Origin of the sequence: Methanolacinia petrolearia DSM 11571 (assembly GCF_000147875.1) — an archaeon.
Lineage (GTDB): Archaea > Halobacteriota > Methanomicrobia > Methanomicrobiales > Methanomicrobiaceae > Methanolacinia > Methanolacinia petrolearia.
This window is the reverse complement of the sequence record NC_014507.1, coordinates 480,740-499,434: the sequence shown is the minus strand read 5'-3', so window position 1 is coordinate 499,434 and position 18,695 is coordinate 480,740. Positions and strand designations below refer to the sequence as shown.

Sequence of the window (18,695 nt, the reverse complement as noted above, 5' to 3'; positions counted from 1 at the left end):
CACAGGGGACGCTTGCCCGTCCCCTGAGCGTGCCGTGAGAGAAGTCTCTTAGGGCAAGGCCCCTGGGCAGGGGCCGTCCGGCGGCTGGCCGCCGGTGCCGGGGTCGCCTAAGTGAGGTGCATAAGCAATATCCGAACGTATGTGAAGACGAGAAAATGCTAAGCATTTTCAGGCTCTGAAAACATGCGAGGATGAGAAACAGCCAAGAGCAAAAAAAATTCCGGTTTACCAGTCCTTCTTCATCGCTTCAGCCTTCATCTCCTTCGGCATCCGTTCGATTGCGTACCTGAGAGCCGTCCGGGGCATCCTCCGCTTGTTCTTCATTACGTAAGCGAAGACCTCGTCCATGTGCGTAATGCTCGCATCCTTGAGCATCCACCCGTATCCCTTCTGCACCATATCTTCCCCGTCTTCGAGCAGTATATCGGAGATCTCAAAGATGTCGTCAAGGAAAAATCCCTTCTTCGCCGGGATTATAAGCGTGACCGCCGAAGCTCTTCTCAGCCAGCGGTTTTCCGACTTTGCCCACTCCTTGAGATCCGCGATCCTGTGCGGGAACATCATGATATAATCCCCGACCGCATGGTTGCATAAGACGTCGCATTTCGCCCAGTTATCGATGTACGAATCTATCCACCGGTGGAAAGTCTCTATGTCGCCTTCTTCGAACCTGCCTGAGCACTTCTCGGCCCAGACCGATGCGATGGACGCCTCCTCGGTGTATCCCGAAGAAAAAAGCTCTTCGCAGAGTGAAAAGATCTCCTCCTTTTCAAGCCCTTTTACCTCTTTCCAGTAGCTGCCGATGACTTTTTTTACAGGGGCGCTCTTTAGCCCGTAGCATTTTATATTCTCCTTGAAGAATCTCTGAACGCCGGGGTTCCTGTCCTCTTCGGGAAATGATCTCAGCTCCTCTCGTATCCTGCCGATTATTTCTTCCATAAGCATTTTCTGACTTAGTTTATACTCCCTGCCCGGATAAAGAGTGCTTCCGATAAAATATATAGAAAACGGGTCGGCACATGTAAAAAAATACGATCCATATATCATATTAATCATTTTTATATTCCCGCCGGTTTTTGTATAAAATAGCTGATAATATGACTTTCTTTGACTGGCTGGTCCCAAAGGACGACAAATTCTATGACTCCATATCCCTTATGATGGAAGATGTAAACAGCGGCATAAACCTTCTTTCCTCCGGCGTGCACGAGATGAGTGACCTCGAAACGATGCACAAAGAGATGCGCGAAGTCGAGCACAGGACCGAGAAGAGGCTGCAGGAGATAAAAGAGCTGCTCGAGACTGCCTTTATCACCCCAATCGATCCTGTGGAGATCAACGAGATGGTAAACGACATCAAATCGATGATTCACCTGCTCGTAGACGCCTCGACCCACATCTACATATTCGGAAAGGACTGCGAAACCACCCCGGACATGGAAGAAGCGGTTTCACTCCTCAAAAGATCAATGGCGGAGATGGAATCGGCATTCGCTCATCTTAAGGAAAAGGGCAAACCGAAGGACATACTGCCCCATTACATGACCGTAAAAGAGATCGAAAAAGAGGTCTACCTGCTGAACGCCCGGGCAACACACAGGATCTATACCAATGAACCCCTGAATATCATAAAATACGGGAAGATCTACGGCAGGGTCTGCGACCTTGCAAGCCTCTGCGAGGACAGGACGGGAGCGATATACGATATAGCGGTCAGGCAGGTATAACACCGGGTCACATGGAAGCCATATTATTTTTCGTGACGATAGTTTTCGCTCTTTTTTTCAACTTCGTCAACGGAATGAATGATGCCGCAAATTCGATCGCAACCGTAATCGGAACCCGCACCATATCTCCGCTTCACGCCGTTCTGCTCGCCGGCTCTATGAACTTCATCGGCCCTTTCATCTTCGGAACGGCAATCGCGGAGACAATAGGTGTCGGAATTCTCGAAGGCAGCGTTCTCAACTGTTACGTCCTCTTCTCCGCCGCCTTTACGGCGGTCCTGTGGGTCCTGCTGTCGACAAGATACGGAATCCCGATATCGAGCAGCCACGCCCTGATCGGGGGAATGATGGGTGCGGCGGTTGCATATGCAGGTCTGGGAAGCGTCCTCTGGCCTTCCCCTGCGACAATCGTCTCGCTGGCAATATATATGGCGGCCGGCGGGATCTGCGGGGCCGTAATACTGCTCATATTTGCAAAAATTAAGAAGAAAGAGCCCGGAATAATGCCGCTCGTATTCTTTGCCGCAGGTGCATGCCTGGTGGTGCCCGTTCTTATGGTAACGGGGACCCTGCCGATCTCGGGGATACTTGCAGTGCTGATATTCATAGTCGTCTCACCTGCAATCGGATTCATAACCGCCTATACCCTGATTGTCGTAATGGCCCTGATCCTGAACAGAAAAGTGAACAGGGGCCGGATAAATTCCACGATGAAACCGCTCCATGTGCTCTCCGCCGCTGCCCTCGCAATCAGCCACGGGGCAAACGACGCCCAGAACGCAATGGGTATCATAACGTCGGTCCTTCTTGCAGCAGGTGTTTTGAGCACCTTCGAAGTGCCGCTCTGGGTTATCGTATCGTCATGTCTTGCAATCGCAATGGGGACCATGATCGGCGGATGCAATGTGATCGACAAAATGGCAAACAAGATAACGCATATCAGCCAGTACCAGGGCTTCGCGGCATCAACCGGGGGAGCGATGATTCTCTCGCTGATGACTGCATTCGGTGTTCCCGTCTCGACGACCCACGCGATAAGCGGCTCGATAATGGGCGCAGGCGCCACAAGGGGCCGGGCTGCCGTAAACTGGTCCGCATCCCGCGAGATCGTCACCGCCTGGTTCGTGACCATTCCTGCTTCAATGGCATTGTCTTATGTTGTCATGCTGCTCATAATGGCGGTGTTCGGATGAACGCAGGCATATTGCTGCCGCTTTCAGGAGAATATGAAAAGGAAGGAAATAATATCCTCTCCGGTATCATGGCCGAAACGAATGAGAGCGGAAGCGGGATCGAATATCTCGTCAGGGATACGGGAGGAGATCCGCAAGGCGCACCGGAGATCGCAGTCTGGACCGGTTCACCCGTAAACGGTTCGGAGGCTGTAAAAACCATAAGGGAATACAGCCGGGATACAAAGATAATTCTCTCAGAATCTTCCGCAAACGATCTCTTTACGGAGAACGCAGGCTCATATGCCGAAGGCGTCTACGGGATTGAATATCCCGGCGGTCTCAGCGAAGATACCATGTATGAATATTACGGGCGCGATACCGCTATGGTCCTGGAGGAGGCACTGGCGGAAGGTGCGGATACAATACCCGAGATCAGGGAGGAGCTCGACAGTAACATCGTCACAGGTTACACCGGGATCAAATACTTCAGGGACGGCAGCAGCGCTCCGCCTTATTACATAATTATAAAAGTTGAGAACGGCACCTGGGTGAAAGACAATGAATATTCGGCCAGACTGATGGCAGGAATTTCGGCTGTCTACGGCGGAGCCCTGGAATTCGATCCCCTGTTAAACGACGACCATGCAAGGCTTCCCCTCCCGCATGGAATATACGACTGAACACATTTTCAAACTCCATACTATAATGTTTTAACCTCGCGGCGGGAGTAAGATTACAGAAAAATTGCGATTATGCATTTTACAGGAAACGGAAGGATTTCATGAAAAGATCAGTTGAAGACTACTTATCAGACGAACGGTTCGCATTCACGGGCGACGCCCTTAAAGACGGATTCATAGGGCAGTATGCCGTTTATCACGAAGGAAAAAAACTCGATTACGAACTGATGAAGCAGCACCCCGGGGCAATAATATTCGAAGGTGCGACCATCTCCCCAGACTGCATACTCGGTGAAAACGTCGTCGTCCACCCCGGAATAGGGATCACGTCATCGGAGATCGGAGACTATACATACACCTGGTCGGGGATGCACAATACGAAGGTCGGAAAATTCTGCTCGATCGCACTCCACAACAGAATCTGCTACGGGTTCCACCCGTCGCACACATTTGTCGCGATGCATCCAGCATTCTACTCGAAATGGAATCCCGGAGCTCTCGCTTCGTTTACCGATGAGACAATATTCCAGGAGAGTCTGCCCGTTACAATAGGAAACGATGTATGGATCGGTGCAGGATGCTCGATCCTCGACGGGATTTCGATCGGCGACGGTGCGATAATAGGGGCGGGAGCCGTCGTCACAAAGGATGTCCCGGATTATGCGATCGTGGCCGGCGTTCCGGCACGGGTGATCAAATACAGGTTCGAAGAGGAACAGATCGAACTCCTGAAAGATTTCAGGTGGTGGGACAGGGATATCGAATGGATCAGCGAGCATGCCGGACTCTTTACCGATATAGAAAAATTCTGTAAATATATCGGGGAGAATTACTAATTTTCTCCCGGAATCCAATACAACATTTTTTTACCAGAAATCGGGTATATTCATATTATTATGAAAAATGCCTGTTCAATTTTGTTCGTTGCATTTATCGCAATGGCGGTTCTCCTCTCTTCCGGGTGCACATCAACCTCGGAAATATGTCCGGCATGTGAAGCCGCACAAACAGCGGATGATTCCGATTCTGATTCACTCATGCAGTCATCGCTTTCGGAGCTGCAGGGAGAAACATACAGCGGATTGGACGATCTCTTTTCCCGGGCACGGATTTGTGCAGGATCTGTCGGAACTGCCGATCTGCAGGAAAAGATCTCTGAAGCCGCCTCTGGTAAAGACTACATTCTCACAATTGCATACATCGGAAGCGACGGCGTCCTGAACGCTATCTCTCCCGAATCCGGTGGAATTAATGTCGGTGATTCGCTGGAATACCAGGATTCCGTAGTCCGGATGAATGAAAACAAAACCCCGCTCCTGACTGATCTCTTCGAACTGAAGCAGGGCGGATATGCGGCGGCAGTCTATTACCCGGTTTTTTCCGGCGACAGCTACCAGGGGTTCATAAGCATCACCTTCGTCCCCGAGACCTTTTTCAGCAAATATGCGGCAGAACTGAAAGAGGAATCGGGCTTCGAGGTCATGGTTCTCCAGACCGACGGACTGATACTCTACGATCCCGATGAATCCGAAGCAGGACAGCAGACCTTCAACAATCCCGCCTACGAGGATTTCCCCGGAATCATCGAAGCGGCCGAAAAGGTTGTCAAAGACTGGTCCGGAAGCTGCGAATACAGCTATTACGCCACAGGGACGAAGGATGAAATCGTCAAGAAGGCTTTCTGGAGCACTGTGGATACAGGCGGAAACGAATGGAGAATCATGGTTATCAAAAATACCGGTGAAGAATAATCAATAGTTGTTCAGGGGGGCTTTCACTTCTTTTCTTTTTCCGGGAGATTTCACATCCGAAATGCGCCGGTAGATTTCAACGAAAAATTCCTGGCTTCTTTTTTCATGATCTTCGGTTTGTCACGGCCCGGTGCAGGCAAGGGTTATATAACCACATGTGCAATGGTACTAATTAGAACTGTGCTAAAAAGAACGGTCCTTAACAGAACCATAATTCTGATCAGTACAAGGATTGGAAATCATGAAAGAAGACGACTTTGAAATGCCCGGATTTCACAGGCATATGAAATTCGAAAACGGCAGAAGCCACAGGACCGGCGGGATCATGAAACTCTACGTCCTGCATTCCCTGACAGTCGAACCGAAGACCGGCTACGATCTCATAAAGGAGACCTCGGAGAAGACCGACGGCATATGGGTTCCGAGCAAGGGGATGCTTTATCCGTTGCTGAAGAAGATGGAGGAGGGTGGTCTCATCGTGGTCTCGGATACCGGGTCACGTTCGAAGAATATCTACGAGATCACGGAAGACGGCAGGGATCTCCTGGAAAGAATGATAAAACACAGAAAAGAAGCCGGAAAAAGGATGCACGTTTTCAGGCGGATTATGGCCGACATCTTTGGCGGTAACTTCGGGAAAGCCGGAGAGTTTCTGTATGAAATCCACCAGGTACTCGATGAGATCCCCCCTGAAAAGGAGGAAGAAGCCGCATCGATAACCGGAAAATGTCTTGAGGAGCTAAAGAGGCTGAAAGGAAATGAAAGCGGTAACAGTTGAAAACCTTACGAAGAAGTTCGGAGATTTTACTGCGGTCGACAATATATCGTTCGATATAGATGAAAACGAGATCTTCGGCCTCCTGGGTCCGAACGGGGCAGGGAAATCCACGACCATATCCATCCTCGCGACGATGGCCGATGCCACTTCGGGAAAGGCGATAGTAAACGGGCATGATACCGCCGACGACGAAGACGGTGTCAGGAAATCCATAGGCATAGTATTCCAGGACCAGAGCCTCGACGAAGAACTGACCGCCTGGGAGAACATGGATTTCCACGGGAGGCTGTACAGGATTCCCGGTGAAACACGCGACAAGAGGATAAAAGAGCTTCTTGAGCTTGTAGGTCTCTACGAGAGAAAAGACGATCTTGTAAAGACATTCTCCGGGGGCATGAGAAGGAGGCTCGAGATTGCAAGAGGTCTTCTGCACAGGCCGAAGGTTCTCTTCCTCGACGAACCGACACTCGGCCTCGACCCGCAGACGAGGAATTATCTCTGGGAGTATATCGAGAACCTGAACCGGGAATTCGGGATCTCCGTAATCATCACTACCCACTACATGGAGGAGGCGGACAGGCTGTGCGACAGGATCGGGATCATAGATCAGGGACGAATCATCGCACTCGACACACCCGAAAACCTCAAGAACAGTATAGGAGGCGATATCATCACAGTAAAATCACCGGATTTCAATGAAAAAATCTCGGGCCTGAACCAGCCCTGGATTGAAAACATCTCATGCTATGACGGTTTTTTTACAATCAGTCTTTCAAACGCGGAGGAGCACCTGACCGCAGTAATCAGTGCTCTCCTGGACAACGGCATCGAAATCTCATCGGTCTCGGTCCACAAACCGACACTCGAAGACGTCTTCCTCCACTATACGGGAAAAACAATCCGCGACGCAGAGTTGGATTCGAAGGACCATATGAGAATGATGCATAATATGAGGAGGCACTGATATGGACGTAATATATACTATCTGGCTCCGGAGTGTCAAGAGATACATACGATCTAAGAGCCGCATCGTAGGAAGTCTCGGAATGCCTCTCTTCCTTCTCGTTTTCATGGGATTCGGCCTGAACTCGGTCGTCGTCATACCCAATACAGGCGAAAACTACATCGTCTTCCTCGCCCCGGGAATCGTGGCGATGGGTGTCCTGTTCACGTCGATATTCGCAGGGATACAGATCATCTGGGACAAGCAGTTCGGTTTCCTGAAGGAGACGCTCGTAGCACCGGTGACGAGAACCGAGATCATGCTCGGCCAGACATTCGGGGGAGCGACCACCGCAATCATCCAGGGAACGATAATCCTCCTGATCTCGTTTCTCGTCGGCCTCAGCTTTCCCGGAATCACCGGGCTTCTCATTGCCGCGGGATTCATGATCCTGATCGGAATAGCGTTCACCTCGCTCGGCATAGCGATCGCATCGAGAATGGAGGACATGAACGGATTCCAGCTGATAATGAGTTTCCTGATATTTCCCATCTTCGGGCTTTCGGGAGCTATGTTTCCGATCGACAGTCTTCCTTCGGCATTCAAATCGCTGACTCTGTTCGATCCCCTGACGTACGGAGTGGAAGGAATCAGATACGGCCTGACAGGGGCATCGCAGATCAATCCCCTGGTCTGCCTTATCGTGCTCGCCGCGTTCTCCGTTGCAATGATACTGGTCGGGGCATATCTGTTCAGGAAGACTTCGGTCTAAAAAAAATAAAGAAAACAAAAACAATTTTTTAGCAAAATCCACAGGCAAAAAAATTCAACGGACGATCTGTTTCCCCTCCCGCCCACGCCCATGTCTTTTTTGCCATGTCCCCAAATTAAAACCCTGACAGGCCATTGCTGCGTATATAATCCGTTTTCAGTCAAAATACCCAGAAATACATAATATACTGGTTATCTATATTTTTTCAGGTTTCACGGAGCAATTAGTTTACATAGAGTAAAGTATATTTAACATTGAGTCAAACAATGTATACAATGACAGCACAGATCCTCCAGAGAGGAGGTCACTGCGGATACGATATGAATACAAGGGGTTCGATATTGATGAACCGGAATGATATGGATACATATAGAAAAACAGACGATGAGGCCAATATTTTAAACGGGAAGATCTCATCCGCAATAGAAGGATACGAGCAGATCACGCTTGAAGAGCTGAAGAACTCGGATGCCTCGCTCATGTCGAGGAAGGAATCGAAATACCTCATGACATTCGACCAGTGCCTTGAGCTTATATCGGGCCTCGACGGGGACTACATGATACTCGATGTAGACGAGTGCAAGATGAGCGGCTACGAAACAGAATACTATGACGATGATTCGTTCACGAGCTACCACCAGCACCACAACGGCAAGGCCAACCGCTATAAGCTCAGGGCCAGGCACTACCTCTCCTCCGATGAGTACTATATCGAGGTCAAGGAGAAGAAGAACACCGGGGTCACGGTCAAAAACCGCATCGAGATCTCCGAATCCTCGGAGATGAGCGAAGAGGAGTACGACAGGTTCCTCAGGATGTCATTCCCGTTTGACTACCACGAGTTCCATCCTGTCATATCCGTGGAGTATAAGCGGGTCACCCTTGTCTCGAAGAAGATGAACGAGAGGATAACACTGGATTTCGATCTCACATTCAAAAACAGTGAAAAGGTCTACTCGTTCCCCGCCGTCGTGATAGGGGAAGTCAAGATGGACAAGAGCATCACCAGTTCAAAGGCCCTGACCTATATCAGGACGCTTGGAATACGGGAGAGAAGTTTTTCGAAGTACTGCATAGGGGTATCACTGATCTACAGCCACCTCAAGCACAACAGGTTCAAGCCGAATCTTCTCTTCCTTTCCAGGATATCCGGGAGTGAAGCGATTTGCTGAGTCTGAGTAATACCGAAGTTTTGTTTGTACTGGGATTCCTGATCAACTTTATAGTGGCGTTCATAATCGTCAGGTTGATCTATTACCCTAAGAAAGGCGAGAAGAACTTTATATTCACGTTCCTTGCGTTCAACGCGGTCGTGTACTTCATAATCGGGCTTTTCACGAGTATAGAGCTCTCGATAGGGGCGGGATTCGGGCTGTTCGCCCTCTTCTCGATCCTGAGGTACAGGACCGAGACCGTCCCCATCAGGGAGATGACATATCTCTTCATCATGGTGGCGCTTCCGATCTTAAACTCCATCCTGTTCGACTCGGGGGAGTATGCAAAACTCCTGGTCATAGATGTACTGATGATCGTAGTCGTCTGGATCCTCGAGAACGGATGGGGATTTAAGAGAGAGGTCATGCAGAAGGAGGTGGTCTATGAAAAGATAGACCTTGTAAAAGCAGGACATGAGAACGAACTGATTGATGATTTAAGGATTCGTACCGGACTTAACGTCAGGGATGTCGACATCCGGAGTATCGACTTCCTTCGTGACGTTGCCCAGCTTAAAATCTACTATACGGCAGATCCGGTAGAAGTTATGGACAGCATTTCCGAAAATATAGAAGGGAACCCGGAGAATACCGGGGATAAACCGAAAGAGGAATAAAATGAAGAACAAATCATTATTTTTTCTGATTGCAATTTCAATCTTACTGGCATGCATTTTTATAAGCGGATGCACATCTGAATCATCCGGCACAGATACGAATACAGACACAGCACAGGAAACCGGTTCCGGGGACATGGGAGATATGCCTGCAGGTGACGGCAATATGACCATGCCCGAAGGAGGTAATATGACTCCCCCCGACGGCAACATGACGATGCCCGCAGGTGACGGAAACATGACTCCGCCCGATGGCGGCATGGGCGGCGGAGAGATGCCCGAAGGCGAGATGCCTGACGGAACCCCGCCCGAAGAATCATCCTGAAATCAACTATTTTTTGATCTAATCTCTATTCGCCAGGATTGCATTCACTATTTCGGCAGGCATCATCGTTGATTCTGCGATCATCTCAGGTGTTTCCCCCGAGGCCGCAAGTCTCCCTATGCAGACGTCCATTCTCTCGCCGACCTCTATCATGTGCCCGTCGGGATCGAGGAACCTTACGGTGAGCTGCCGCCAGGGTTGTTCGACTACTTCGTGAACGAATTCGACCCCGGCGGATTTCAGGATCTCATAGGTCTCTGCCATGTCTTCGGTCTCGTAGTAGATCTCCAGCATCTTCTTCGATGAATAATCTCCACCGGAAGGATCCCCGAATATTACATTACGGCCGTATTCCCCTTCCCAGATGGCAAGGCCGTTTTTGAATCCTACATTTTTCCCGAGATCGAGTTCGATCTCCTCGCCCATTACTTCAGTATAGAACTTCTTCGATCTCTCCACATCTTCCACGAACAGAACGGTCGAATGATATGAGAATGGTTTATTTTCATTCATGATCCTGAATTGTCTCCGCTCAATATAATAAAGATCCGCAGGAGAAGAAAGTGAATCTGCCAGATTGTTTAAATACATAAGCGTGTATAAGGACTGATTATCATGAACGATGAGAACGAAGTGACCCGTGCGATTATGGGAAGGAGAAGCATCAGGAATTATTCGGACAGGGTTGTTCCGGATGAACTGATCGAGATGCTGATCGACATGGGGATACATGCACCTTCGGCCCTCGCCCTTTTTCCGTGGAGTTTTATCGTCGTAAAGGATAGGGGGATGATGAAGAGGGTCTCCGAATATGTAAAACCGCAAATTCTCGCTGAGCTTAAGAATGCAAAAAGGGTCGGGATGACACAGAGATATCTTGATATGGTGGGCGAGGAGAGATTTTCGATCTTCTACAACGCCCCGTCTCTTCTCCTGATACTTGGTAAAAATGATGCTCCCATATCGGATGTAGACTGTTCGCTTTGTGCACAGAATATCATGCTCGCCGCACATTCGCTTGGTCTCGGCACATGCTGGATCGGCTCGGCGAGACATCTTGAAAAGAATCCGGGGCTTGTTGAAGAGCTTGGAATCCCGGACGAATACCACCTCGTCGCCTCCCTCGTCCTCGGGTACCCTGCGGAAAACCCGGAGATGCCTGCTAGACCGGAACCGTCTGTAAACTGGATAAAATAGAGATCTCTTGTTGAGATCCGGTATTTTGACAGAGACAAATGCCTGCATATTGTTAATTGCACAGAAAATTGACAGGCAAATATATTATTTAAGAAAAGGAACATCTACTAATTAAGGTTGCAGCAATGAGTGACATCAGATCACCTGGAGATAAAAATTCAGACGAACGGGCAAAAAAGAGATGGATCTGTGTACATGCAGGAGTCTCCGAAAGAGAGGAGATCTATGCCAGGATGTCACCTGAAAGCAAAAAGATCTCGACCGGAACAAAGTGGAGTGAAAAAGGATTTATTCCCTCTTTCGAAGACACGGATGAAATTTTGATGAAGGCTGCCCGAAGGACATATAAAAATCGCAGTTCAAAACACCGATGAAAGATTTTTTCCTTTTTGCCGGACCGAACGGTTCAGGAAAATCCACGATTATCGGGCCTTTTCTCTCGGATAATACTATTGAATACCTGAATGCCGATTACTGTGTTCAATGCATCCGGATTTAAAATAAATATTATTCAGGGGTTGACCCCGGCTTTTTCTTCAGCGATGTAACCGACGGTGATACTCATGACGGGGATGACGAGGTACCTGACCCCGACACCGGCGAACCACGAGAGCGGGTCTTCGCCGAGCATTCCGCAGAGGACGACGAGGTCGAGCACCCAGTTGACTGCGAGGGCTGTTGCACCGAAGATTATTCCGGCCCGGAGGAAGTTTTCCGTTTCGGGCCTGAAGTACCAGACGATCATCAGGGCTCCGACGATCGCCCCGACGACGATCATTATCGACTTGAAGAGGAAGACATCGATCGTAAGGCCGTTTTGATTGTAGAATAACAGCGATACGAGGAACGGGACGAGCCATGTGACGATCCCCCCGAGGACTGCTCTTGAATATCGTGATTTCGGAAGGGACATATTACCAGTAAATCGATTTTTTTGATATTACGGTTTGTGGATGAAGAACGGCGTTAGACTCTGAAGACCTTTAGCTGCACCATAAGGCCGAGCATGTCGGCACAGTCCCAGTGTTCGGCGAGTTTTCCGTTTTTGAACCTGTAGAAGTCCATCCCGTTGACGGATACTTTCTTTCCCGTCGGGGCGAGGCCCATGAACGGCCCGTTGTGGGTGGCCTCCCAGTGGTAACGGACGGCCACGAGATCGCCTTCGGCTACAGTCTCCGCCGGGAAGAAACGGATGTCGGGAAATGCCGCACGAAGATCTTTCAGCTTGATCTTTACTCCTTCCGCACCGGGCTCCTGTCCGGGAACGGGATTGTGCTCGATATAATCCGCCGCTATCAGTTCGTCCAGGTAGTCGTCGTTGCCCCCGTTGAGGACCCGCTCGAAGAGTATTTTTATTTTCTCCCTGTTTGCATCGGCATCGCTCATTTTTTTCATCTCTTTTGCTTTTTCTTTTGGGGAGATTGGTTTGGGAGGAGAAGAAGTTTTGGGGAGAGAGATGGTTGAAAAAGTTTTGAATAAATAGTTAGAGAATAGATTATTGAATTAAAGGATTGATTTTATGGAAGATCAGATTAAAACTTGTTTCACTGCCTTTGTGGACATTTTAGGATATTCTGAGATGATAAAGAATTGTAATAATGACTATGATCAATTATCAGAAGAATTAGCTAAAATTAGAACAAATTTAATTGAACCCCAGAATTACTTAAACGAATCAAGTTCGCACCTGGATGGAAGAAATATAAATTTTTTCTCAGATAGTGTTTTTATAAATGTTCCTCTTAGTTCAACTTCAGGTAGACATTTCCATGATGGACGTGGAGAAATAGGACATTCTTTAGATGATTTAGCTTCATATCAATTTAATTTAGCGCAAAATGGATATTTTATTCGTGGATGTGCCACAATAAACTTTGCATATTTTGATGAAACAATTGCTTTTGGACCAGGGATTTTGGAAGTTGTTAAATGCGAGAAAACTGCGAAATATCCAAGGATCTGCCTTACAGACTCGTTAATACAAATTGTTAGATATTATCATGATCATAATTGGCCGGGACATGAAAATATATCATCATATATATGCCAAGATCGTGAAGGTAAGTATTTTTTAAATTATTTGCAGGTTATAAACGATTACATAGATAATTGTATTGACCAAATTCCTGAAGATGTTTTAGAATTTCCAATATACAGAAATGTGCCCGACTCTATAGAATTAATGAGTAAACACAAAGAAAATATCGAAAATAATATCCAAATTGCATCGGATGCAAGTGTGAAAGAAAAATATATCTGGCTTGCAAAATATCACAATTTTTTCTGTCAAAAATTCCTTGAAGAAGAGGATCATCTCATTATTGAATGTGATAATGGAGAATTTAGTCTCCTTTATGAAGAAGATGATTGATCATATTAAAATTGATAAAATCTTTTTTTGGCAGCCAGAAAAGATTCCAAGAAACTATTCTTTCTCCAAATCTTCCTTCTTTATTCCCGCCTGCCTGAGGATCTCCATCAGGGTTCCTTTCGGAAGATCTTTTTTATGAACCGGAATAACAACCCTCTGCCTGGTTTCAGGGTGTATGTATATGTGGTGGCTCCCTTTTACCCTGTCAAGAACAAAACCCCGGCTTTCAAGAATTTTTATAACTCTGTCCGGGTTCAGGTTCGGAAGCTTCATGCCTGTGCTTTGATCTGGAGATTGTATTCAAGAACCTCGTCGTCCGAAGGAACAGGTTCGTTATGCTCGATAAGGCTCTCGATATAGAGTTCAACCGCCTCCCGGACCAGATCTACGGCTTCGTCTATCGTATCGCCATATGTAACGCATCCGGGAAGTGAAGGAACATAAGCCGTATACCCTCCTTCCGGCTCTTTCCTGAGCATAATCCTGAAATTATAATTTTTCTCCATTACAGGCACCCTGTTTAAATTATCGGCACGGGGGTATAAATTATTATCACTAAAACCGGAATGATCCCTGGCCACCCCCCACAACTTATTTTACGTTTTCCAAAATTTTTCTCCCCGTCCGGGGCTTACGCCCAAATAAATTCCTGAAAAAATTCAAATCATACAGGGAAGGGAGGGGGACGATTCCCCCTCCCTATGACCCTCCCTCTCACGGCGATAGGTCGCAGTCGGGACAGGCGAGTGTCCCTCCTGCTCCGTGAATATTTTTAGCCACTGTTTATAACTTACTTTCCGTTTTCCAATAGATCTCTCCCCCGGCCGAGACTACCCGGAGGGTAGTGTCCAGGCCGGGTTATCATCTTTGCGAAAGTTCGCGTAGCGAACTGAGCATTGGGTTGCCCCGTCAGGGGCTTATGCCCAAATAAATTCCTGAAAATTCAAAAAAATCCCCCACTATTAAATCTAATTTTCAATTATCTCCCCAAATTCCGATTTAATTTTATAACAACTCCCCTCCCTACCCTTACCAGGTGCATGAAATCGCACCCGATGATTAAGATGAAAGAAACAAACAAACGAAAAACCTTCGTGTGCTGCTACAAAAAGTCCGAAAAGGAAAACGGCAGCCCCCGGAACAAACCGTGTACCACCACATGCTGCCTGAGAACTGCCAACAGGAATTCTACCTTCAGGAAGATAAGCAAAACGGCCGACCCCGTCCCCCTCTACCTAATCCCGCAGGCACTCTCGAAAGAAATCCGTGAGCTCGGCGAAAGCATCATAGGAATAGACGTGAGAAGAACCCGCGGCCACAACTACTCCATCAGCATGATCACATCCGCAAAAGGAGGAAGAAACCCATGAATCCTGAGAAGGACGCCGCAGCGACGAAAAAAGAGATCGAAAAAGCCCTCTCCCTCCTCTTCCCCGGCGGAGGAGTCGTCGAACTCCGGGCCATCTCCGATTACAACATTCACAGCGGGTACTTCGACAATTCCGAAACCCTCGCTGAAAAAGCCGAAAAGATCTCCCGCCTCTCCGACGTATCCGGCGTATACGTAACCCTCAACCAGGTCAATCCCGCACTCCTCTCCCGGAGGGCCAACAGGATCAAGATGAAACTCGGGCGAAAAGACGCAACAACCGCCGACGCCGACATCAACCGCCGGAAGTGGCTCCCCGTCGACCTCGACCCCGTCCGTCCAAGCGGTGTTTCATCCACCGAAGAAGAGCACCAGGCCGCCATAACGAAAGCAAAAAAGATCGCCCGCTTCCTTCAGACACTCGGCTTCCCCCGCCCGATCCTCGCCGACTCCGGCAACGGTGCACATATACTATATGCAGTCGACCTCCCCAACGACGACGACACAACCGCCCTTGTCAAAGACTGCCTCACCACACTCGACGCCCTCTTCTCCGACGATTCGGTAACGGTCGATACGGCCAACTACAACGCCGCCCGGATCTGGAAACTCTACGGAACGGTTTCCCGAAAAGGCGACGACACACCCGATCGGCCACACAGGATATCCCGGATCATCGATACACCTGAGGAGACCCAGATCGCCGGGGCGGACACGCTCCGGAAACTCGCAGACCTCCTTCCCAAAGACGATGAAAAACCGCAGGCCAAGAGCGGCGACAAAAAGATCGACCTCTCCGAATGGCTCTCCGACCACGGGATCGCAGTCGCAAACGAAAGGCCCTGGCAGGGAGGAACACTCTACGTCCTCGAAGAATGCCCGTTCTCTTCCGCCCATAAGGACGGGGCCTTCGCCATCCAGTTTTCAAACGGTGCGATCTATGCCGGATGCCACCACAATTCCTGCGGCGGAGGGAAACAAAGATGGAGCGAACTCCGGGCGATGTACGAGATCAAATCCGGCCGAAAGGAGAGAAATGCCGGAAGACAAAACGAGAACACGGACAAAACCGAAAAGACAATCCGCCGCGGGGGAAATTCATTCCCTGAAAAGACCCGGGAGAAGGCCGCCGGGATCCTCAAAAACGGAGACCCGGTTAAATTCATGCTCGACACCTTCTCGAAATTCCACGTCGGCGACGAAACACTGGCCGAATGCCTGTTAATGTCGATCGCCTCCCAGTCGGTCATGAACACAAACGGCCTCCATGTATTCGTATCCGGGAAGTCCGGGAAAGGAAAATCCGTTGCGTGCAGGGCCATGATGAAACTCGTCCCCGAAGACTACAGGCTCAGGGGGAAGGTGAGCGACAAGGCGCTCTACTATAACAGGGATCTTAAACCGGAGACCGTCTTCCTCTTCGACGACTCACACCTCTCGGAAGATGTCTGCGAGATCCTGAAATCCGCGACCACGAACTTTCGTGAAAAGATCGAGTACCAGACGCTTACAACCGACAGGCAGCTCAGGATCTATAATATCCCGGAGCGGTGCATCTGGTGGGTGGCGAAGGTCGAGTCCATAGGCGACGACCAGGTGCTGAACCGGATGCTCACGGTCTGGATCGACGACACATCGGAACAGGATCACAGGGTTCTCGACAACCTGAAGAGATGCGAGGCACGGGAAATAATAGTCGTCGGGGAGCCGGCCGAAGTCGGCATATGCCGCTGCATCTGGACGATGCTGAAGGAGGAGACGACTTATGTCTCGATTCCGTTCGCGGAGAGGGTGCAGTTTTCATCTTCTGCAAACCGGAGGAACCCGGCGATCTTCTTCGATCTCGTCAAGTGCCACGCCCTTCTTTTCAAAGAACAGAGGGAGAGGTTCACGCCGGTGGACGAGGATGGTAATTCCGTGGAAAATATTGCAGCAATCCGGGCGACGGTTGACGATTTTAATGCGGCCGTAAGGATCTATGCGGCGATCAACGGAGATTCGGGAAGCCAGGAGACGAAACTGACGAAGAACGAGGCGGACGCCCTGGATGTCATCTGCAAGATGGGTTGGGAGACTGTTACGATTAAGATGCTCCAGGACGTTATGGGGATCTCGTATCACCAGGCGAGGAGGATCTTCCAGGGTTATTCGAGAGGTGATTATTCTTATTCGGGTCTCCTGGAAAAATGTCCTGCAATCGGCTTTATCGACGCAACGGTTTCGCAGGAGGTCGACGGCTATATGGTCCGGCGGCGTGAGAACCAGTTCTCATTCGATTACGAGATTTACCAGGAATGGAATCGCAGAACCCCGGTCTGGCTCGATGAGGAGGAGAACGACAACGGTCCCGGTGATGATGACGGCGGTCCGGGGGAAGATGCTCCTCCGGAGTCATCTTCTGTTTGCAACTTTGCACAATCTTTGCACACGGTTTGCAAAACAAATTTGCAAACTAAGACAGGGACGGAGGACGGTTCTTTTACTGAAAATTGCACGGATGATGGAGATCACCTCCCTGTAAACAGTTGTTTGCACAAAAATCCCGGGGCACAGGAGATGAATAATCGGCCTATACCTATTCAGAAGTGTGTGTGTACGCGTGGTAATTTTGCAAACATAGAAAAAGAATACCCGGATATGCCGGGAAATGAAGAAACAGCAGCAGATAATAATTCTTTAGTTTGCAAAAACATTTCGCAACCGGTTGTAAATGTGTGCAAAGTTACAAATGTACCGGGTGATGTGTCGCCAGTTGATGCAAGAGGCTCGACTCTTCCTCTCCAGGGCGTTCTCGATCATCGCGATTTTGTGAGAACGGAAAAGGAGCTCGGGAAGTGTGATCTCTGCGGGATGGGGAAGGCGGTTTTTTCTTCGGATGAGCTGAAGATGAGTATTTGCGAGAGATGTTTCGGGAGACTCCTGCGGGAGAGAGGCAATCAATCTTCATAAGGATTTAAGATCCGGGAATGTTTTGGTCACTCACCCTTCATCCCGATCACGTACCCGAAACTCGTCCATCTCCCCCCGTCGACCTCCAGCGTCTTCGGGTCGCCAGCCGGGTCCTCTTTGCAGAAGGGATCGTGCCGGGCGAACGCCGTCCACCAGTCCCACGCATCCGGGACATAGGCAGACTCTGTGATCCTAAATCCCGCCTCTTCAATCAGTTCCGTCGTCTCGTCGAGGCTCCGGAAACACACCTTCCACGAGTACTCGTCCTGCGAGACATAAGGTTCGAGATCTTCGGGAACCGGAACGCCGAGATGCATCGGTTCGCCGACGCCGAATACCCCTCCCGGTTTCAGCACCCGGTAAATCTCCTTTAATGCCTCCATGTAACCTTCGATTCCCTGCGAAACCCGGACCATCTCAAGAGCCGTCGTCGAATATACATAATCGAACGATTTCGAGGCAAAACCTGTATCCGGCACTCCCGCCTTTATCCCGAGAACGGAATCCTCCACTCCCCAGAGGACCGAATTCCTGCGGAGATGCTCCACCATCGGGTCTCCCTCCTCCCGGTCGTCCCATGGATCAATCCCTACCGCGAAGATCCCGTACTCCTTCGCAAGAAAACAGGTCTGCCACCCGCGGTTGCAGCCGACATCGAGCAGCTTCTTACCAGGCGCAACACCCATTTTTTCCGCCATGAACTCGGCAAGCTGAAGTCCGCCCGGACCGCTGCACTGTGCATATATCGTATCGTAATCCGTATATTTTGATGATTTTTTATATTCGAATCCTGCCATATGCTAATATCTCCAATATCAAGTCACTTT

At 49.3% G+C, this 18,695-nt stretch carries 23 protein-coding genes; 16 read left to right on the top strand and 7 right to left on the bottom strand.

Annotated features, from left to right (window positions below; translation table 11 throughout):
- Positions 1-225 precede the first annotated feature (225 nt).
- Positions 226-939: a DNA alkylation repair protein gene (locus MPET_RS02515; RefSeq protein WP_048130941.1), complete on the bottom strand. Its 714-nt coding sequence runs from the start codon at positions 937-939 to the stop codon at positions 226-228.
- Positions 940-1,097: 158 nt separating this feature from the next.
- Here MPET_RS02515 and MPET_RS02510 point away from each other — a divergent pair, with 158 nt between their 5' ends.
- From MPET_RS02510 to MPET_RS02460, 11 genes are all read left to right on the top strand, one after another.
- Positions 1,098-1,727, top strand: a complete 630-nt coding sequence (locus MPET_RS02510) for a DUF47 domain-containing protein (protein WP_013328447.1) — start codon at positions 1,098-1,100, stop codon at positions 1,725-1,727.
- Positions 1,728-1,738: 11 nt separating this feature from the next.
- Entirely contained in the window at positions 1,739-2,920 is a 1,182-nt protein-coding gene (locus MPET_RS02505) for an inorganic phosphate transporter (RefSeq protein WP_013328446.1), read from the top strand.
- Positions 2,917-3,582 carry a hypothetical protein gene (locus tag MPET_RS02500; RefSeq protein WP_013328445.1) on the top strand — a complete coding sequence of 222 codons (666 nt, stop codon included), beginning with the start codon at positions 2,917-2,919 and terminating at the stop codon, positions 3,580-3,582. Before MPET_RS02505 ends, MPET_RS02500 begins: the two co-directional genes overlap by 4 nt.
- 101 nt (positions 3,583-3,683) lie before the next feature.
- On the top strand, positions 3,684-4,418 hold the full coding sequence (locus MPET_RS15645; RefSeq protein ID WP_013328444.1) for a CatB-related O-acetyltransferase: 735 nt from the start codon (positions 3,684-3,686) through the stop codon (positions 4,416-4,418).
- 60 nt (positions 4,419-4,478) lie between these two features.
- The gene (locus MPET_RS02490; protein ID WP_013328443.1) at positions 4,479-5,333 is read left to right on the top strand and encodes a cache domain-containing protein; all 855 of its coding nucleotides are present in this window, start codon (positions 4,479-4,481) and stop codon (positions 5,331-5,333) included.
- 241 nt (positions 5,334-5,574) lie between these two features.
- A complete protein-coding gene (locus tag MPET_RS02485; protein WP_013328442.1) occupies positions 5,575-6,111 on the top strand; it encodes a PadR family transcriptional regulator in 537 nt (178 codons plus the stop codon).
- Positions 6,092-7,075: a daunorubicin resistance protein DrrA family ABC transporter ATP-binding protein gene (locus MPET_RS02480; protein WP_013328441.1), complete on the top strand. Its 984-nt coding sequence runs from the start codon at positions 6,092-6,094 to the stop codon at positions 7,073-7,075. Before MPET_RS02485 ends, MPET_RS02480 begins: the two co-directional genes overlap by 20 nt.
- Before the next feature lies 1 nt (position 7,076).
- Positions 7,077-7,826 (top strand): ABC transporter permease, encoded by a 750-nt coding sequence (locus MPET_RS02475; protein ID WP_013328440.1) that lies wholly within the window; start codon positions 7,077-7,079, stop codon positions 7,824-7,826.
- Between the two features lie 275 nt (positions 7,827-8,101).
- The gene (locus tag MPET_RS02470) at positions 8,102-8,998 is read left to right on the top strand and encodes a polyphosphate polymerase domain-containing protein (protein ID WP_225353844.1); all 897 of its coding nucleotides are present in this window, start codon (positions 8,102-8,104) and stop codon (positions 8,996-8,998) included.
- The gene (locus MPET_RS02465; RefSeq protein WP_013328438.1) at positions 8,992-9,657 is read left to right on the top strand and encodes a DUF4956 domain-containing protein; all 666 of its coding nucleotides are present in this window, start codon (positions 8,992-8,994) and stop codon (positions 9,655-9,657) included. The genes MPET_RS02470 and MPET_RS02465 overlap by 7 nt, the downstream gene beginning before the upstream one ends.
- A gap of 1 nt (position 9,658) precedes the next feature.
- Entirely contained in the window at positions 9,659-9,982 is a 324-nt protein-coding gene (locus MPET_RS02460; RefSeq protein ID WP_013328437.1) for a hypothetical protein, read from the top strand.
- An 18-nt stretch (positions 9,983-10,000) separates the two neighbouring features.
- Here MPET_RS02460 and MPET_RS02455 read toward each other — a convergent pair whose 3' ends face one another.
- Positions 10,001-10,495: a VOC family protein gene (locus tag MPET_RS02455; RefSeq protein ID WP_013328436.1), complete on the bottom strand. Its 495-nt coding sequence runs from the start codon at positions 10,493-10,495 to the stop codon at positions 10,001-10,003.
- Between the two features lie 102 nt (positions 10,496-10,597).
- On the opposite strand from MPET_RS02455, the gene MPET_RS02450 reads away from it, so the two are divergent.
- On the top strand, positions 10,598-11,179 hold the full coding sequence (locus MPET_RS02450; RefSeq protein ID WP_013328435.1) for a nitroreductase family protein: 582 nt from the start codon (positions 10,598-10,600) through the stop codon (positions 11,177-11,179).
- Between the two features lie 125 nt (positions 11,180-11,304).
- Positions 11,305-11,553, top strand: coding sequence for a hypothetical protein (locus tag MPET_RS02445; RefSeq protein WP_013328434.1), 249 nt, complete (start codon positions 11,305-11,307; stop codon positions 11,551-11,553).
- Positions 11,554-11,690: 137 nt separating this feature from the next.
- Here the strand turns inward: MPET_RS02445 and MPET_RS02440 are convergent, their stop codons facing one another.
- Positions 11,691-12,092: a hypothetical protein gene (locus tag MPET_RS02440; protein WP_013328433.1), complete on the bottom strand. Its 402-nt coding sequence runs from the start codon at positions 12,090-12,092 to the stop codon at positions 11,691-11,693.
- A 53-nt stretch (positions 12,093-12,145) separates the two neighbouring features.
- Positions 12,146-12,565 carry an ester cyclase gene (locus MPET_RS02435; RefSeq protein WP_013328432.1) on the bottom strand — a complete coding sequence of 140 codons (420 nt, stop codon included), beginning with the start codon at positions 12,563-12,565 and terminating at the stop codon, positions 12,146-12,148.
- Between the two features lie 133 nt (positions 12,566-12,698).
- Here MPET_RS02435 and MPET_RS02430 point away from each other — a divergent pair, with 133 nt between their 5' ends.
- Entirely contained in the window at positions 12,699-13,550 is an 852-nt protein-coding gene (locus MPET_RS02430; RefSeq protein ID WP_013328431.1) for a hypothetical protein, read from the top strand.
- A 54-nt stretch (positions 13,551-13,604) separates the two neighbouring features.
- Here the strand turns inward: MPET_RS02430 and MPET_RS02425 are convergent, their stop codons facing one another.
- Both MPET_RS02425 and MPET_RS02420 read right to left on the bottom strand, forming a co-directional pair.
- Complete coding sequence (locus MPET_RS02425) at positions 13,605-13,823, bottom strand: type II toxin-antitoxin system HicA family toxin (protein ID WP_013328430.1); 219 nt, start codon at positions 13,821-13,823, stop codon at positions 13,605-13,607.
- Entirely contained in the window at positions 13,820-14,056 is a 237-nt protein-coding gene (locus MPET_RS02420; RefSeq protein WP_013328429.1) for a type II toxin-antitoxin system HicB family antitoxin, read from the bottom strand. The genes MPET_RS02425 and MPET_RS02420 overlap by 4 nt, the downstream gene beginning before the upstream one ends.
- 558 nt (positions 14,057-14,614) lie before the next feature.
- Between MPET_RS02420 and MPET_RS02415 the strand changes: the two genes are divergently transcribed.
- Together MPET_RS02415 and MPET_RS02410 are read left to right on the top strand one after the other, a co-directional pair.
- Positions 14,615-14,920 carry a hypothetical protein gene (locus tag MPET_RS02415; protein WP_225353843.1) on the top strand — a complete coding sequence of 102 codons (306 nt, stop codon included), beginning with the start codon at positions 14,615-14,617 and terminating at the stop codon, positions 14,918-14,920.
- Positions 14,917-17,868, top strand: a complete 2,952-nt coding sequence (locus MPET_RS02410; protein WP_013328427.1) for a hypothetical protein — start codon at positions 14,917-14,919, stop codon at positions 17,866-17,868. The genes MPET_RS02415 and MPET_RS02410 overlap by 4 nt, the downstream gene beginning before the upstream one ends.
- Before the next feature lie 26 nt (positions 17,869-17,894).
- Here MPET_RS02410 and MPET_RS02405 read toward each other — a convergent pair whose 3' ends face one another.
- Positions 17,895-18,665 (bottom strand): SAM-dependent methyltransferase, encoded by a 771-nt coding sequence (locus MPET_RS02405; protein WP_013328426.1) that lies wholly within the window; start codon positions 18,663-18,665, stop codon positions 17,895-17,897.
- Positions 18,666-18,695 lie beyond the last annotated feature (30 nt).

Coding starts and splice junctions, on each gene's coding strand:
- MPET_RS02515 (WP_048130941.1), bottom strand. CDS start 939: ATGGAAGAAATAATCGGCAGGATACGAGAGGAGCTGAGATCATTTCCC.
- MPET_RS02510 (WP_013328447.1), top strand. CDS start 1,098: ATGACTTTCTTTGACTGGCTGGTCCCAAAGGACGACAAATTCTATGAC.
- MPET_RS02505 (WP_013328446.1), top strand. CDS start 1,739: ATGGAAGCCATATTATTTTTCGTGACGATAGTTTTCGCTCTTTTTTTC.
- MPET_RS02500 (WP_013328445.1), top strand. CDS start 2,917: ATGAACGCAGGCATATTGCTGCCGCTTTCAGGAGAATATGAAAAGGAA.
- MPET_RS15645 (WP_013328444.1), top strand. CDS start 3,684: ATGAAAAGATCAGTTGAAGACTACTTATCAGACGAACGGTTCGCATTC.
- MPET_RS02490 (WP_013328443.1), top strand. CDS start 4,479: ATGAAAAATGCCTGTTCAATTTTGTTCGTTGCATTTATCGCAATGGCG.
- MPET_RS02485 (WP_013328442.1), top strand. CDS start 5,575: ATGAAAGAAGACGACTTTGAAATGCCCGGATTTCACAGGCATATGAAA.
- MPET_RS02480 (WP_013328441.1), top strand. CDS start 6,092: ATGAAAGCGGTAACAGTTGAAAACCTTACGAAGAAGTTCGGAGATTTT.
- MPET_RS02475 (WP_013328440.1), top strand. CDS start 7,077: ATGGACGTAATATATACTATCTGGCTCCGGAGTGTCAAGAGATACATA.
- MPET_RS02470 (WP_225353844.1), top strand. CDS start 8,102: ATGACAGCACAGATCCTCCAGAGAGGAGGTCACTGCGGATACGATATG.
- MPET_RS02460 (WP_013328437.1), top strand. CDS start 9,659: ATGAAGAACAAATCATTATTTTTTCTGATTGCAATTTCAATCTTACTG.
- MPET_RS02455 (WP_013328436.1), bottom strand. CDS start 10,495: ATGAATGAAAATAAACCATTCTCATATCATTCGACCGTTCTGTTCGTG.
- MPET_RS02450 (WP_013328435.1), top strand. CDS start 10,598: ATGAACGATGAGAACGAAGTGACCCGTGCGATTATGGGAAGGAGAAGC.
- MPET_RS02445 (WP_013328434.1), top strand. CDS start 11,305: ATGAGTGACATCAGATCACCTGGAGATAAAAATTCAGACGAACGGGCA.
- MPET_RS02440 (WP_013328433.1), bottom strand. CDS start 12,092: ATGTCCCTTCCGAAATCACGATATTCAAGAGCAGTCCTCGGGGGGATC.
- MPET_RS02435 (WP_013328432.1), bottom strand. CDS start 12,565: ATGAGCGATGCCGATGCAAACAGGGAGAAAATAAAAATACTCTTCGAG.
- MPET_RS02430 (WP_013328431.1), top strand. CDS start 12,699: ATGGAAGATCAGATTAAAACTTGTTTCACTGCCTTTGTGGACATTTTA.
- MPET_RS02425 (WP_013328430.1), bottom strand. CDS start 13,823: ATGAAGCTTCCGAACCTGAACCCGGACAGAGTTATAAAAATTCTTGAA.
- MPET_RS02420 (WP_013328429.1), bottom strand. CDS start 14,056: ATGGAGAAAAATTATAATTTCAGGATTATGCTCAGGAAAGAGCCGGAA.
- MPET_RS02415 (WP_225353843.1), top strand. CDS start 14,615: ATGAAAGAAACAAACAAACGAAAAACCTTCGTGTGCTGCTACAAAAAG.
- MPET_RS02410 (WP_013328427.1), top strand. CDS start 14,917: ATGAATCCTGAGAAGGACGCCGCAGCGACGAAAAAAGAGATCGAAAAA.
- MPET_RS02405 (WP_013328426.1), bottom strand. CDS start 18,665: ATGGCAGGATTCGAATATAAAAAATCATCAAAATATACGGATTACGAT.